Source organism: Streptomyces sp. NPDC048664, assembly GCF_040650555.1.
Lineage (GTDB): Bacteria > Actinomycetota > Actinomycetes > Streptomycetales > Streptomycetaceae > Streptomyces.
The window spans coordinates 214,824-228,465 of sequence record NZ_JBEZHK010000006.1 but is presented as its reverse complement, the minus strand read 5'-3'; the positions used below and the strand labels follow the sequence as shown (position 1 = coordinate 228,465).

Here is a 13,642-nt window from a genome sequence, read left to right as displayed (position 1 = left end):
CCGCCGCCCGGTCAGCCCTGGGAAGCGCCTCGCTCCGCGGCGACCAGTTCGAAGGCCGTCCTTCCGTCCAGGGACTCCCGGATGATGTCCGCGTGGCCCGCGTGCCGGGCCGTCTCGCGGATCAGATGGAGCATCACCCAGCGCATCGAGACCCGCTCGTCCGGCGGGAACCAGGGGGCGTCCGGCAGGGCGAAGGTGTCGTCGAGGCTCGGCACCGCGCGGATGAACGCCTCCGTCTCGTCGGCCACCTTCCGCCAGTGGTCGAGCTGGGACTGGACGGTCTCGTCGCCCATGAGCGCGAAGCACTCGTGCCAGTTCGCCTCGTTCCGCTCGATCGCGGGCGGTTCGCCCTTGGCCCGCGCGATCCAGCTCTGCTCGACCTCGGCGGCGTGCTTGAGCAGCCCGCCCAGGGAGAGTTCGCTGGCGCTCGGGCGGGAGACCGCCTGTTCCTCCGTCAGCCCGAGCAGCGCCCGCCGGATGCCGCCGCGCTGCTCCTCGAGGAAGGAGAGCAGCGCCCCGCGCTCGTCGCCCTCGGCCTCGGCTCGCACATGAGTGACCATGACCGTCCGCCTTTCGTCGTCCCCGACGGGTCCGTCCCCGCCTGACACCGACGTTAGGAGCCATTGAGGACAGCTCGTGTCCTCAATGGGGAATGTCGAGGGACGAAGCGGCCCAGGGCGCCGGAGGGATCAAGCGCGGGAGGGATCAGGCGTCGGGGGGATCAGCGGGAGGAGTCGTCGCGGCCGTGCCGGATCGAGACCCACTTCATGGTGGTGAAGGCGTCCACGGTCGACTCGCCGCCCACCCGGCCGACCCCCGAGAGCTTCTGGTCGCCGAGGCGGAGCAGCGGCTCCTCGTGGGCGGTGCCGTCGTTCACGTGGACCGTGCCGGAGTCGATCCGCCGGGCGAAGTCGACGCCCCGCCCGACGTCGCCGGTGTGCACGGCGCCCCTGGCACGGTGCGGGGTGCCGTTGACGAGCCGTACGGCCTCCTCCTCCGTGTCGAACGGGACGAGGAGGGCGACCGGCCCGAAGACGTCCCGCCGCAGGAGGGCCGAGTCGGCGGGAAGGCCGGTCAGGACGGAGGGGCCGACGAGATTGCCCGTGGTCGTGCCCCGGACCAGGGCCGTCGCGCCCTCGGCCAGTGCCTGCTCCACGACGGCCGAGACCTCCTCCGCCTGGGAGGAGTTGACCAGCGGGCCGATGTCGGTCCCGGGGTCGCGCGGGTCGCCGACCTTGAGGGACCTGACCCTGGTGACGAACTTCGCGGTGAACTCCGCCTCCAGCGAGCGGTGCACCAGGATGCGGCCCGCACTCGCGCGGACCTGCCCGTGGTCCAGGAAGCGGCTCAGGACGGCGGCCTCGACGGCATGGTCGACGTCGGCGTCGTCCAGGACCACGAGGGAGCCGGGGCCGCCCGTCTCCAGGACGCAGCGCTTGGAGTGCGCGGCGCAGACGGTGGCGACGTGCCGGCCGGTCTCGTCGGAGCCGGTGAAGGAGATCACGGACGGGACGGGATGCTCGATGAAGGCGTCGCCTATCTCGGCTATGTCGGTGATGACGACGTTCAGCAGGCCGCCCGGCAGGCCCGCCTCCTCGAAGATCCTGGCGACCAGGGAGCCCCCCGTGACCGGGGCGTTCTGGTGCGGCTTGAGGACGACGCCGTTGCCCAGGGCCAGCGCCGGGGCGACGGACGCGATCGCCAGCAGGAACGGGAGGGTGAACGGGCTGACCACCCCGACGACCCCCACGGGCAGCCGGTAGAGGCGGTCCTCGGCGCCGTCGGCGGACGACGGCAGGGGCCTGCCCTCGGGGTCCGGCACCATCCGAAGCGACTCGCGCAGGAACTCCTCGGCCAGCCTCAGCTCGAAGGCGGCCCGCGGGCGGGTGCCGCCCAGTTCGGCGGTGATCGCGTCGGTGATCTCGGCCTCGCGACCCTCGATCACCTCGAGGGCCTTCGCGAACACCGCGCGCCGCTCGTCGGGGCCGGTCGCGGCCCATTCCCGCTGGGCCCCCTGAGCCGCCCGGTACGCCTCGTCCACCTCACCGGACGTGGCTATCGTGATCGCCGCCAGCTTCTCCCCGTCGTACGGGTCGAAGTCGATGATGTCCCAGGAGCCGGTGCCGGTGCGCCACTCACCGCCGATGTACTGCCGAGCCAGATCGGTGAACCAGGACGACATGCGCACCTTCCATCCTTGCAGCCGATCACGTCACATCACGGTCTGATCACACGTCATCGTACGTGTGTTTAAGGAGAGTTGGAGGACATCGGTCGATACCGGCGACGCGGGACGGGCGCCAGGTGCCCAGGATGCGGGTGCGCGCGGCGTGGCACCTGGCCCGTCAGGAGAGCTGGAGCAGCCCTCGCAGCAGATCACGGCTCTCGTCCGGGCCGAGGCTGTCGTGCTGCAACTCCTTCATCGCGGACTCGTACTGGGTGACGTCCTCCCGCTTGTCCAGATACAGCGCGCTGGTGAGCTGCTCCATGTAGACCACGTCGGACAGGTCCGACTCCGAGAAGCTCAGGATGGTGAAGGCGCCGCTCTCGCCGGAGTGCCCGCCGTAGCTGAACGGCATGACCTGGAGCCGCACGTTGGGGCGCTCGGAGACCTCGATCAGGTGCTGGAGCTGACCGCGCATCACCTCGCGGTCGCCGTAGGCGCGCCGCAGGGCCGCCTCGTCCAGGACGACCTGGAACTCGGGGGCGTTGTCCGAGAAGAGGTACTTCTGCCGCTCCAGCCGCAGCGCGACGCGCCGCTCGACGTCCGCGGCGCCCGCTCCCCTCATGCCCCGGGCGACGACCGTGCGCGCGTACGCCTCGGTCTGCAACAGCCCGTGCACGAACTGGACTTCGTACGACTTGATCAGATGCGCCGCGCCCTCGAGCCCCACGTAGGTGGGGAACCAGTTGGGCAGGACGTCCGAGTAGCTGTGCCACCACCCGGCGACGTTCGCCTCCTTGGCCAGGGAGAGCAGCGACGTTCGTTCGGCCTCGTCGGTGATCCCGTACAGGGTCAACAGGTCATCGACATCACGTGTCTTGAAGCTCACCCGTCCCAACTCCATGCGGCTGATCTTCGACTCGGAGGCGCGGATCGAGTAGCCGGCCTGCTCTCTGGTGATGCCCCTCGACTCGCGCAGGCGCCTGAGATGGGATCCCAGCAGAATGCGCCGCACCACCGATCCGCTCGAGTCTCCAGCGCTCACGTTCGTCAGCCTCCCCGACTGTCCTTCCAGGCAGCGCAGTCTGCCACTAAATCACTTCGAGCAGTACTCGTGCGGTTACAGAAACGGAAAGCGGCCACGGGGGCCGGACTTGGCGTAAGAAAGTTGCGGAAGAAACAAGCAGAAAGCGGTAGGGGAGCGTCAATTCCGGCGCGTGCACGTGCATCTGCCCTTGCATCTGCCTGGCTCATCCGAAACCATGGTCCCGCGCCACCGCTGCATGCCCACGACCGCGAACACCCGGGAGTGCCTCGCATGGGGACGAATGGATCGACCATGGTCGAGCCCTTACGGCAGGGACTTCCGCCGCTCGACCCCACCGCCGTGTCCGGGGCCGCGTCCTGCGCTCTGCCCTCCCACCTCGAAGCGGTGCGTGAGGCACGCCAGTTCACCCGCGCGACACTGGGCGGCTGGGACGTGGGCGAGCGTTTCGACGACGTCTGCCTCGTGGTCTCCGAACTGGTCACCAACGCACTGCGCCACGCGCTGCCCTCCGCCCTGGGCGGGCGCGCGGGCGAGCAGGAGACGCCCGTGCGGCTGCACCTGCTGCGCTGGACCTCACGCCTGGTGTGCGCCGTGCGCGACCCCAGCCATGACGGACCGGTCGCGGGTGACTCGGAGGACTACTCGGCGGAGTCCGGCCGGGGGCTGTTCCTGGTCGACTCCTTCGCCGACGGCTGGGGCTGGCACCCGCTGGCCGGCGCGCTCGACGGCAAGGTGGTCTGGGCGCTGTTCCGGCTGCCGGCCCCGCGGGCGGTCACGGAGTGATACCCCGGGGTGATTTCCATCGTCCTGGATCTACGCGCGTCGCCCCCGAACCGCGGGGGCGACGCGGACTCCGCCGTCCAGGGCGCGAGCTGTTCCGGGCGATCCCTAGACGATCAGGTGGTCGAACTCGCCGTCCTTGATGCCGAGCAGCATCGCCTCGATCTCCGCCCGGGTGTAGACCAGGGCGGGCCCTTCGGGGAAGCGCGAGTTGCGGACCGCGACCTCTCCCCCGGGCAGGCGCGCGAACTCCACGCACGAGCCCTGTGAGTTGCTGTGCCGGCTCTTCTGCCAGGCCGCTCCGCTCAGCCCTGTCGCGGCCATGCCGTTGTGGACGTCGTCCATGTCGTACACGTCGTGGTCCACAGATCGCTCCCCGATGGTGCAGTGGCTGGTGTGCCGATGCGGCCTGTGCGGCCGGCGTCGCCGACGGTGCCGGCGCGGCCCCCGATGCGGTGGTCAACTTCCCCGGATCATAGCTCCGTTCACATGCAGATGCATGAGCAAATGCACGTGCACGGCGCGTGCTCCCGCGGCTACAGCCACGGCTGCGACCACACGGCCCCCCGGCCGCGATCCCGCGTCCGGCCAGGGGCCGATCAGCGCCCTGACCAGGGACATGACCGCAGACATGGGCAGGGACACGGCCGGGCGTCCGGCCCCACAGGGACAGACGTGTACCGCCGCCTTCCTGTTCCCGTGCCGACCGCCCGAACCGCTCGGGCGGCCCGCACGTGAAACATCTCACCGACGCGCACAAACGGCCCTGGTAGCTTGCAGCGACCGCCCCGCATCCTCATCAGCAACCCCGGGAGGCTTCAGTGACAAGGACCCAGGTCGCGCGCCGGCGAGCGCGCACCGCTCTGGCCGCCGCGGGGCTCACGACCGCGCTCGCGACCGCGCTGACCGGCTGCGGCGGATCCGCGGGGGGCGGTTCGGACACACCGGACACCTCCGCCTCCTCGGGCTCCTCCGCCTCCGCGGGGGACGCCGGCGGCGGCACCGGCACGGCGGGAAGCAAGGCCGGGAAGCTGGAGGGCAGCTGGCTGGCCACGTCCGAGGGCAGGTACGTGGCCCTGGTGATCACCGGGAAGCAGGCCGGACTGTTCTCGTCCGACGGCACCGTCTGCAACGGGACCGCGGGCGACGAGGCGGGCATGCGGATGATCCACCTCGACTGCAGGGGCGGCGGCGGGGCCGGCAGGAAGCGCGGCACGGGCATGGTCGACTCCGTGAACGCCACCAGCATGAAGGTGACCTGGCAGGGCGGCGGCGGCCTCGGCGCGGAGACCTACCGCAAGGCCGAGGGCGGCCAGATGCCCAGCGGGCTCCCGACGGCGGGCCTGGGCTCCTAGCCGAGGACGCGGCGCTCGGCCGAGGACGCGGCGGCTGGACTCCTGAGCCGGGGGCACGGGTGCGGGGCGCTGGACCACGGGACCCCAAGTCCCCGGCGCGCAGAGCGTACCGGGGGGCGCACGACACGTCGCGGGGCGCCTGCGTGATGATCCATGCACATCGTCTCGACGGATCGCCCCAGAGGACCCCATGCGCTCGCTTCACGTCCCCCTCGCCGCCGCCGCTCTCGTCGCGGCCCTCGCCCTGACCGCCTGCGACGACGGCGCCGGGGGTGACGGCACCGGTGGTGGCGGCACGACGGGCGGCGCGAAGGCCGCCACCTGCCACCTCGCCGTCAAGGTCGGCCCCGGCAACGCCGCCACGACGGCCGGCGACACCGGCAACGTCCCGGTGACCCTCACCAACCGCGACAGCCACGCCTGCTCCTTCGAGGGCTACCCGGACGTCGAGCTGAGCGACGGGAAGTCCAGCCGGTCGGTCGCCGACCTCAAGGGCGCCAACCCGCAGAAGGTCACCCTGCAGAAGGACGAGACGGCGACCTTCACCCTCACGTACGTGCGCGGGGACGGCGGTTCGCTCAGCGCCGCGATGAGGACCGTGAAGATCGGCGTCCCGGGTGCGGGCTCCGCGCAGAGCTACCCGTGGTCGTACGGCGATGTGGCGCTGAAGACCCCGAGCGAGCCGGACGCCTCGGTGAGCCCCGTCCAGGTCGCGGGCGACTGACCCGCCCCCGGCCGGGCGCGCGGAACCGGCTCCCGGTTCAGGGGAGCCGGGGCCGTCCCGCGACCTGCGCCCGGTCCGCCGCGGCGGCACCCTGTTCCCATCCGTCCACGTCGCCGACCGCACGCATCCGGGTGGTGACCGTGTGCGGGAACATGCTCTCCGTACGGTCCGCGACAGCGACGTCCCGGGCCGCGAGCACCGGCAGCAGATCCGCCTCGCCCGACCCCTCTCCGCTCTGCGCGACCTGCGCCTGGGCGGCGGCCCTGAGCCGGTCGCCGACGCGGTGGGCGTACGCGGCGAGGAACGACTGCTTGAAGGTCTTCGTGCGCTTCCTGCCCCCCTTGCGCTGCGCCGCCTCCGCCTTCGTCAGGGCGGTGGTGGCCTGCACGAGGAGCGAGGTGTGGAGGAGTTCGACGGCCTCCAGGTCGGCCTCGAACCCGATGACCGTGGAGAAGCCCAGCGACTCGTGCCACACGGACCGGCACCGGTTCGCGGACGCCACCGCGTCCAGGAGCACCGCCTTGGCCGTCTCGTAGGGCGGGTCGACTCCTATCCGGCAGGCGCCGGGCACGTCCCGCGCATGGGTACGGGCGGCGAGCAGCGCCTCGTCGATGCTGTGCCTGGCCATCAGCTCCTGGGCCTTGGCGCTGAGCGCCTCCGCCTCCTCGGGGTACCCGGTCGCCTCCGCCTTGGCGAGCAGGGCCCGGATGCGGGTCAGCATGCGGGACTCCGGCTCGCGCGAGGCGGCGGGGCCCTCCGGCGCGTCCAGGGGTTCGAGGGCCGGCAGCCGCAGGAGCAGGCGGTACAGCTCGAGGACGGCCGTGGCGTACGAGAAGCGGTCGGGGACGTGCGGGGGGCGCGGGTCGAGTTCCGCGAGCTGGGCGGCCCAGCGCGGGCCGGCGGTCGGTCGGTCCCCCGCCTCGCGGACGATCAGCGCGGACACGAGCCGCACATGCGGGTCGTCCAGTTCCCGGCGCACGACGCGTACGACGTCGGCGGGCTGCCAGCCGCGCCGCCACATGGCTGCGACGAACTGCTCCCCGCGTCGGGCGACTTCGGCGTCGGCCCCGGCATCGGCGGCCAGCAGCGAGGCTCCGGTGTCCAGCGCCGTGTCGGTCTCGTCGTAGAGGGCGGCCCCGAAGGCGCGGTCCACCGTGCTCGTCGTACTCACGCCTCCGATCGTGACATGCGGAACCCCGGACACCCGCACGTCAACCAAGGGTTGACGCTTCCCGGGTGTCAACCTATGGTTGACGGCATGACGGAGAACCCCATCGCCGCGAGTCTGCGTCTCGACGACCTCATCGCGGCCGTCAAGAAGGTCCACACCGGCGCACTCGACCAACTCCAGGACGCGGTGCTCGCCGGGGAGCACCTCGGCGACGTGGCCGACCACCTGATCGGCCACTTCGTGGACCAGGCGCGGCGGTCGGGCGCCTCCTGGACCGACATCGGCAGGAGCATGGGCGTCACCAGGCAGGCGGCCCAGAAGCGGTTCGTGCCCAAGGAGTCCGCCGACCTCGACCCCGGCCAGGGGTTCACCCGCTACACCCCGCGCGCCCGCGCCGTGGTCATGGCCGCGCACCACGCGGCGAAGACCGGCGGCAGCGCCGAGACCGTCCCCGCCCACCTCGTACTGGGGCTGCTCACCGAACCGGAGGCGCTCGCGGCCAGGGCGATCGTCGCCCAGGGCGTCCCACTGGACGCCGTGCGCGAGAGCGCGACCGCGGTCCTCCCGCCGCGCGCCGAGAACCCCCCGGAACTCGTCCCCTACGCGCCGACCGCGAAGAAGGCCCTCGAACTCACCTTCCGGGAGGCGCTGCGCCTGGGCCACCAGCACATCGGCACCGAGCACATCCTCCTCGCGCTCGTCGAGCTGGAGAACGGCCGGGGCCCGCTGACCGGGGTGGGCCTCGACAAGGCGGCGACCGAGGAGCGGGTCCTCGAGGAACTCGCCGCGATCCACGCGTCGCTCCAGGGCGGGCCCGGCACGGAGAAGCAGTGACCCCGACGGACCGACCCGGCGGACTGACCCGCAGGTCACGGGCGTTGTCAGACCCCCCTGCCACAATCACGAAATGACCGGGCGCTGGGCTCTCGCTCCGGCCGAGGACGGCGGCGTGGACGTCGCCGCCCTCGGCCCGGACGGGCTGCTCGCGGGGCCCGTGATCAGGGAGAGGGATCTCGGCGAAGCCGTGCGGACACGGCCCGAGGTCACCCGGTGGGTGTGGCGGTCCACCGCCGACGTCCAGCCGCGCCTGCTCGCCACGGGGGTGCGAGTGGAGCGGTGCTACGACGTCGAGGCCGCCGAGATCCTTCTCCTCGGCCATGAGGGCCGCCTCGGCGAGCCCCGGTCGGCCGCCGCGGCGCTGGCCCGGCTGCGCGGCGGCCCCGTGCCGCCCGACCCGCCGGCCCGCTCCGCGGATCCCGGCTCCCAGTCCTCCCTGTTCGAACCGAGCCCCGTCCAGGTCCCCCTCCACGACCTCGTCGAGGTGTACGCGGACCAGCAGCGCCGGCACGAGGCGGCCGCGCACCCGGACCGGATGCGCCTGCTCACCGCGGCCGAGTCGGCGGGCATGCTGGTGGCCGCCGAGATGAACCGCGCGGGCCTGCCGTGGAGCGCGGACGTCCACCGCGAGCTGCTGCGTGACCTGCTCGGCGAGCGGTACCCGGGCGGCGGTGAGCCACGGCGCCTGGCCGAGCTGGCCGAGGAGGTGTCGGCCGCCTTCGGCCGCCGGGTGCGCCCCGACCTGCCCGCGGATGTCGTCAAGGCCTTCGCGCAGGTGGGCATCCGGGTGCGGTCCACCCGCCGCTGGGAGATCGAGTCCGTCGACCACCCCGCCGTGCGGCCCCTGCTGGAGTACAAGAGGCTGTACCGCATCTGGGTCGCCCACGGCTGGTCCTGGCTCCAGGACTGGGTGCGCGAGGGCCGCTTCCGGCCCGAGTACCTGCCGGGCGGCACCGTCACCGGGCGCTGGGTCACCAACGGCGGAGGCGCCCTGCAGATACCCAGGATCATCCGGCGCGCGGTGGTCGCCGACCCCGGTTGGCGGCTGGTGGTGGCCGACGCCGCCCAGATGGAACCCCGCGTCCTCGCGGCGATCTCACGCGACCCGGCGTTCATGGAGGTCGCCGGGCGCGAGGCCGACCTCTACCAGTCGGTGTCCGACCGGGCCTTCTCCGGCGACCGCGCCCAGGCCAAACTCGCCGTACTGGGCGCGATCTACGGCCAGACCTCGGGTGACGGCCTGAAGAACCTCGCCGCGCTGCGCCGCCGCTTCCCCCGCGCCGTCGCGTACGTGGACGACGCCGCCCGGGCGGGCGAGGAGGGCCGGCTGGTGCGCACCTGGCTCGGCCGCACATCGCCGCCCGCCGCCGGCACGTCCGACGACGCGACCGAGGAAGCGGGCCTCCCGCAGGGCGCCCAGGACGACGCACCCCGCGACGGCGGCCTTCCGGACACCAGCGGGGAGCCCTCGCCGTGGATGCCGGGATACGCCTCCACCAACTCCCGCGCCCGGGGCCGCTTCGCGCGCAACTTCGTCGTCCAGGGCAGCGCCGCCGACTGGGCCCTGCTGCTGCTCGCCGGGCTGCGCCGCGCCTGCGCGGGCCTGGCCGCGGAGCTGGTCTTCTTCCAGCACGACGAGGTGATCGTGCACTGCCCCGCCGAGGAGGCGGACACGGTGGTCGCGGCCATCGAGGAGGCCTCCGCGCTGGCGATGCGGCTGACGTTCGGCGAGTCACCGGTGCGGATTCCGTTCACGACAGCCGTGGTGGAGTGCTACGCGGACGCCAAGTGAGACGGCCCGGGTCCGGTGCCGCCCCGACGCAACGGCGGCCGTCATGGCGGAGCCACGGCGACGGGCGACCAGCGGCGCGGCTGAGGTGCTCCGGGCCCGGCGCGAGGCAGCCCGAAAGGACGCCGTCGGGCTTCGCGAGCCCGAAGTGAGCCGTACGCGGGACTCCCGAGCCGCACCAGAGCTACGCGATGCCGTGCCGCACCAGGAACCAGGCGCCGCGGCACTGGACGACGCCCAAGGGCTGTCCCGTGATCCCCGGCGGATCAGCGCGCGGCGTCGGATGCGGTGCATCGCAAGGCGGAGGGTCGTCCGCATACTGGATGTATGCGGGTGATCCGACAACGCGGCGAGGTGCCGTAGCTGTCGTCGCGCGCCCGCCGGGGATTGCGGGACAGCCCTTAGATGACGGGGGGACGGCCGAGTCGGGTGAGGCGCCAGACCGTGCGCCAGCGCATGGGGCGACGTGGGCCGCCCGAGGTGCGCAGCCCTTCCGTGAACCCGCCGAACCAGGCCTTGAGCCCACCCACCGAGCGGGTCCGCAGGAGGGTGACGGCGATCCACACCCCGAGGTGGACGGGGATCAGGGGCAGCGGCAGACGGCGCCGCACCAGCCAGACCCGGTTCCGCGCCGTCACCCGGTAGTAGATGGCGTGCCGCGCGGGCGAGGTCTTCGGGTGCTGGAGCAGCAGTTCGGGCGCGTACAGCACGGTCCAGCCGGCGTCGACGGCCCGCCAGGCCAGATCCGTCTCCTCGTGCGCGAAGAAGAACTCCGCGGGCCAGTCGCCGGTCTGGGCCAGCATGGCCATGGACAGCGCGTGCCCGCCGCCCAGGAACCCGGTCACCGGGCCCCCGCGCATCGGGTCGGCGGATCCGACCCGGGGCACATGCCGGCGCTGGGTCTCACCGTGCTCGTCCGCGATGCGGAACCCGACGATGCCGAGGGCCGGGTCGGCGGCGTACAGGTCCCGGACCCGGCGCAGCACGTCGGCGTCGACGAGGAGCCCGTCGTCGTCCAGTTCGACCACGACGTCCACGTCGGCGAACTCACGCAGCCGGGCCAGCGCCACATTGCGGCCGCCCGGGCAGCCGAGGTTCTCCTCGACCTCCAGGCAGGTCACCTCGCCGGGCAGCCCCAGGCGCTCGGCGAACTCCGGCAGGGGGCAGCCGTTGCCGACGATCACGATGCGGGAGGGGGCGAGGTCCTGCTTGGCGACGGACAGCAGCAGGGCGTCCACCTCGGCGGGACGGTTGCCCATGGTCACGACGGCGACCGCGACGCGGGGTCCCGGATCCCCCTTCGTCTGCGACACGACAACACCCACCCCATCCGGCCTCGACTGTGCTGGCGATGCTAGCCGTTCACTAAGAGGACGCCTGGTGGCCGCTGGTTCTCTCCGCACCGGAGGATTTTCGCGACACCTCCCCCCATCTCCCCCCCACGAGCGCGGCGGGCGCGGGACCGGGGCCGCGACGGGCCGTCCGGTACCCTGGCCACGATCGCGCGCAGTGCACACAAGCACAGGAAACACGAGAAAGGGGGCGGAGGATCGGTGCCGGAAGGGCGCCGTGATTCCCACCGCCGATGCCGTCCATCCCCCGGGTTGGTTCACCCAAGGAAATCTCCAGCCCGAGCAACCCTCATGTGAAGGAACTCGCCGCCCTCCGCCGCAGGCGGTACCGGCAGAGCTCCGGAGTGACCCTGGTCGAGGGGTATGAGGAACTGGACCTCGCGCTGCGCGCCGGCGTCCGCCCCCGTGAGCTGTACTTCTGCCCCGCCCTGACCGGCGACGCCGACCCGCGCGAGGTCGCCGCCCGTGCGGCCGAGCGCGGCGCCGACCTGTTCAGCCTCAGCCGGCAGGCCTTCGACAAGGCCGCCTACCGCGAGGGCCCGGACGGCTGGCTCGCCGTCGTACCGGACATCGAGACCGACCTCTCCCGCATCGAGGTCGACGCCCACTCCCTCTTCGTCATCTGCGAGAGCGTCGAGAAGCCGGGCAACCTGGGCTCGGTGCTGCGCACCGCCGACGCGGCCGGGGTGACCGCCGTGATCTCCGCCAACCCCGTGACCGACTGGGGCAACCCGAATGTGATCCGGGCCAGCAAGGGCACCGTGTTCGCCGTGCCGATCGCCTCGGCCGACTCCGGAGACCTCATGCGCTGGCTGGACGAGCACGGGGTGAACGTCGTCGCCACCACCCCCGACACCGACGTCCTGATGGCGGACGTCGACATGACCGGGCCGACGGCGATCCTGATGGGCAGCGAGAAGTACGGCCTGTCGGACCAGTGGCTCACGGGCCGTCACACCACGGCGAAGATCCCGATGTTCGGCAAGGTGGACTCCCTCAACATCGCGGTGTCGGCCGCCCTCTTCACCTACGAGGCCGTACGCCAGCGCATGGCCGCCCGCCGGCACTGAGAACCGCGTGCCGCGCGACCGGGCCGGCATCCGCACCGGCGAGGGCGCTACCCGTCGAGTTCGGTGAAGAGGGTCAGCTGAAGGGCGCCCGGCGCCTCCAGCCGTGAGTTCAGGGAGTTCCACGGCGTGCGGGTGGGCTCGGTGACCACCTCGGCCCCGGCGGCGGCGAGCCTCGCCGTGGCGGCCGCGGAGTCGTCCACCTGGAAGGCGACCCGTACCTGCCCGGCCACGCGCCGCCCGACCTCGACGTCGTCGATGAAGGCGGCGTGCTGGGGATCGGCCAGCTCCAAGGTGGCACGCCCGGCCTCCAGGATGGTGACCCGCCCGTCGGGAGAGGAGAACGCGCCGCGTTCGGGCAGCCCGAGGACGTCGCGGTAGAAGTGCAGCGCCGCGTCGTAGTCGGCCGCCGTGACCACCAGCCGGAGTTCACGAACCACGGGCACATCGGACATGTCGGCCCCCCAGAGATCTTGACCAGTGTCGTCTGAACGCCCCGCCATGCCCACCGATTCCCCCGTCGGGCGAGCCGGTTGACGGAACGGAAGCCCCTCGGCGCGTCAGTGCCTGTGGCGATCGCAGCGGTCGTGGCGCCCGTCGTGGCCGTCGCGGTCGTGCTTGTGGTGCTTGCGATCCTCAGAGCGCTTGATCGTGGTGGTGTCGGTGGCCGTGTGGGTGGTCGTGTCACCGCCTCCGGTGACGGTAGCGATGTTGGTGACCCGTGCACGGGCGTCGCAGGAGACGTCGACCTTCAGGGTGATGGGCGGGTAGCTGTGCCCGGCGGGCAGGACGTCGTCGCGCGTACAGGTACGGGTGGCCAGAGCGCAGCGCCATCCCTTGCCGGTGATCCTGTCGGCCCGAAGTCCTGCGGGGAGGATGTCGCGGACGGTGACCCTGGTGCCATGGGTGGGGCCGGCCGCGGCGGCATTGCCCACGGTGACGACGTAGACGCCGTCCTCACCTCGGGTGAAGGTCCCCGTGTGCCTCTTGGCGATGGTCAGGGAAGGGTGGGCGACCGGCACGACCGTGAAGGAGAGGCCGGTGCCGGCGGTGCCGCCAGGGCCAGGGTCGGCGGTGGCGGTGCCGCGGGGTTCGGTGAGGCCGGCGGCGGTGAAGGTGTGGCCGACCGGAGCCGTCCCGTCATCGACGTGGGCGCGCTGGGCCGTGGCGGTCGAGGCCGTGGCCACGACGATCGCCATGACGGCCAGCCTGGCCGTCATGGCCGCCCACGTCGTCCGAGCCCGCCCTCTCCCGTAAGTGAACAGCGACATGTCCGCTTCCCAACCGTCGACAACAAACAGTGAACACTCATCGTGACATTCAGATCACTGAGGGTCGATAAGCGAAGCGGGTGG

At 72.3% G+C, this 13,642-nt stretch carries 14 protein-coding genes; 6 read left to right on the top strand and 8 right to left on the bottom strand.

Annotated elements, in window-relative coordinates; translation table 11 throughout:
- Positions 1 to 11: 11 nt before the first annotated feature.
- From AB0C59_RS09400 to AB0C59_RS09390, 3 genes are all read right to left on the bottom strand, one after another.
- Positions 12 to 560 (bottom strand): DinB family protein, encoded by a 549-nt coding sequence (locus AB0C59_RS09400; RefSeq protein WP_363002273.1) that lies wholly within the window; start codon positions 558 to 560, stop codon positions 12 to 14.
- Between the two features lie 161 nt (positions 561 to 721).
- A complete protein-coding gene (locus tag AB0C59_RS09395; RefSeq protein ID WP_363002271.1) occupies positions 722 to 2,182 on the bottom strand; it encodes an aldehyde dehydrogenase family protein in 1,461 nt (486 codons plus the stop codon).
- Positions 2,183 to 2,345: 163 nt separating this feature from the next.
- Positions 2,346 to 3,182 (bottom strand): helix-turn-helix transcriptional regulator, encoded by an 837-nt coding sequence (locus AB0C59_RS09390; RefSeq protein WP_363002416.1) that lies wholly within the window; start codon positions 3,180 to 3,182, stop codon positions 2,346 to 2,348.
- A gap of 321 nt (positions 3,183 to 3,503) precedes the next feature.
- On the opposite strand from AB0C59_RS09390, the gene AB0C59_RS09385 reads away from it, so the two are divergent.
- Complete coding sequence (locus AB0C59_RS09385; protein ID WP_363002269.1) at positions 3,504 to 3,995, top strand: ATP-binding protein; 492 nt, start codon at positions 3,504 to 3,506, stop codon at positions 3,993 to 3,995.
- A 105-nt stretch (positions 3,996 to 4,100) separates the two neighbouring features.
- On the opposite strand, the gene AB0C59_RS09380 is transcribed toward AB0C59_RS09385, so the two are convergent.
- Complete coding sequence (locus AB0C59_RS09380) at positions 4,101 to 4,358, bottom strand: DUF397 domain-containing protein (RefSeq protein ID WP_363002267.1); 258 nt, start codon at positions 4,356 to 4,358, stop codon at positions 4,101 to 4,103.
- A gap of 455 nt (positions 4,359 to 4,813) precedes the next feature.
- On the opposite strand from AB0C59_RS09380, the gene AB0C59_RS09375 reads away from it, so the two are divergent.
- Complete coding sequence (locus tag AB0C59_RS09375; protein ID WP_363002265.1) at positions 4,814 to 5,347, top strand: hypothetical protein; 534 nt, start codon at positions 4,814 to 4,816, stop codon at positions 5,345 to 5,347.
- 190 nt (positions 5,348 to 5,537) lie between these two features.
- Entirely contained in the window at positions 5,538 to 6,071 is a 534-nt protein-coding gene (locus AB0C59_RS09370; RefSeq protein WP_363002263.1) for a DUF4232 domain-containing protein, read from the top strand.
- A gap of 37 nt (positions 6,072 to 6,108) precedes the next feature.
- Here the strand turns inward: AB0C59_RS09370 and AB0C59_RS09365 are convergent, their stop codons facing one another.
- On the bottom strand, positions 6,109 to 7,242 hold the full coding sequence (locus tag AB0C59_RS09365; protein WP_363002261.1) for a DUF2786 domain-containing protein: 1,134 nt from the start codon (positions 7,240 to 7,242) through the stop codon (positions 6,109 to 6,111).
- 87 nt (positions 7,243 to 7,329) lie between these two features.
- Here AB0C59_RS09365 and AB0C59_RS09360 point away from each other — a divergent pair, with 87 nt between their 5' ends.
- On the top strand, positions 7,330 to 8,076 hold the full coding sequence (locus AB0C59_RS09360; protein WP_363002259.1) for a Clp protease N-terminal domain-containing protein: 747 nt from the start codon (positions 7,330 to 7,332) through the stop codon (positions 8,074 to 8,076).
- 73 nt (positions 8,077 to 8,149) lie between these two features.
- A complete protein-coding gene (locus AB0C59_RS09355) occupies positions 8,150 to 9,871 on the top strand; it encodes a bifunctional 3'-5' exonuclease/DNA polymerase (RefSeq protein ID WP_363002257.1) in 1,722 nt (573 codons plus the stop codon).
- Positions 9,872 to 10,269: 398 nt separating this feature from the next.
- Here the strand turns inward: AB0C59_RS09355 and AB0C59_RS09350 are convergent, their stop codons facing one another.
- On the bottom strand, positions 10,270 to 11,193 hold the full coding sequence (locus tag AB0C59_RS09350; protein WP_363002255.1) for a glycosyltransferase: 924 nt from the start codon (positions 11,191 to 11,193) through the stop codon (positions 10,270 to 10,272).
- Between the two features lie 320 nt (positions 11,194 to 11,513).
- Between AB0C59_RS09350 and AB0C59_RS09345 the strand changes: the two genes are divergently transcribed.
- The gene (locus tag AB0C59_RS09345) at positions 11,514 to 12,290 is read left to right on the top strand and encodes an RNA methyltransferase (RefSeq protein WP_363002253.1); all 777 of its coding nucleotides are present in this window, start codon (positions 11,514 to 11,516) and stop codon (positions 12,288 to 12,290) included.
- Positions 12,291 to 12,337: 47 nt separating this feature from the next.
- Here the strand turns inward: AB0C59_RS09345 and AB0C59_RS09340 are convergent, their stop codons facing one another.
- Both AB0C59_RS09340 and AB0C59_RS09335 read right to left on the bottom strand, forming a co-directional pair.
- Positions 12,338 to 12,742 (bottom strand): VOC family protein, encoded by a 405-nt coding sequence (locus AB0C59_RS09340; RefSeq protein WP_363002251.1) that lies wholly within the window; start codon positions 12,740 to 12,742, stop codon positions 12,338 to 12,340.
- A 105-nt stretch (positions 12,743 to 12,847) separates the two neighbouring features.
- Entirely contained in the window at positions 12,848 to 13,507 is a 660-nt protein-coding gene (locus AB0C59_RS09335; RefSeq protein WP_363002249.1) for a hypothetical protein, read from the bottom strand.
- Between the last annotated feature and the right edge of the window lie 135 nt (positions 13,508 to 13,642).

Coding starts and splice junctions, on each gene's coding strand:
- AB0C59_RS09385 (WP_363002269.1), top strand. CDS start 3,504: ATGGTCGAGCCCTTACGGCAGGGACTTCCGCCGCTCGACCCCACCGCC.
- AB0C59_RS09400 (WP_363002273.1), bottom strand. CDS start 560: ATGGTCACTCATGTGCGAGCCGAGGCCGAGGGCGACGAGCGCGGGGCG.
- AB0C59_RS09395 (WP_363002271.1), bottom strand. CDS start 2,182: ATGTCGTCCTGGTTCACCGATCTGGCTCGGCAGTACATCGGCGGTGAG.
- AB0C59_RS09340 (WP_363002251.1), bottom strand. CDS start 12,742: ATGTCCGATGTGCCCGTGGTTCGTGAACTCCGGCTGGTGGTCACGGCG.
- AB0C59_RS09355 (WP_363002257.1), top strand. CDS start 8,150: ATGACCGGGCGCTGGGCTCTCGCTCCGGCCGAGGACGGCGGCGTGGAC.
- AB0C59_RS09335 (WP_363002249.1), bottom strand. CDS start 13,507: ATGACGGCCAGGCTGGCCGTCATGGCGATCGTCGTGGCCACGGCCTCG.
- AB0C59_RS09360 (WP_363002259.1), top strand. CDS start 7,330: ATGACGGAGAACCCCATCGCCGCGAGTCTGCGTCTCGACGACCTCATC.
- AB0C59_RS09370 (WP_363002263.1), top strand. CDS start 5,538: ATGCGCTCGCTTCACGTCCCCCTCGCCGCCGCCGCTCTCGTCGCGGCC.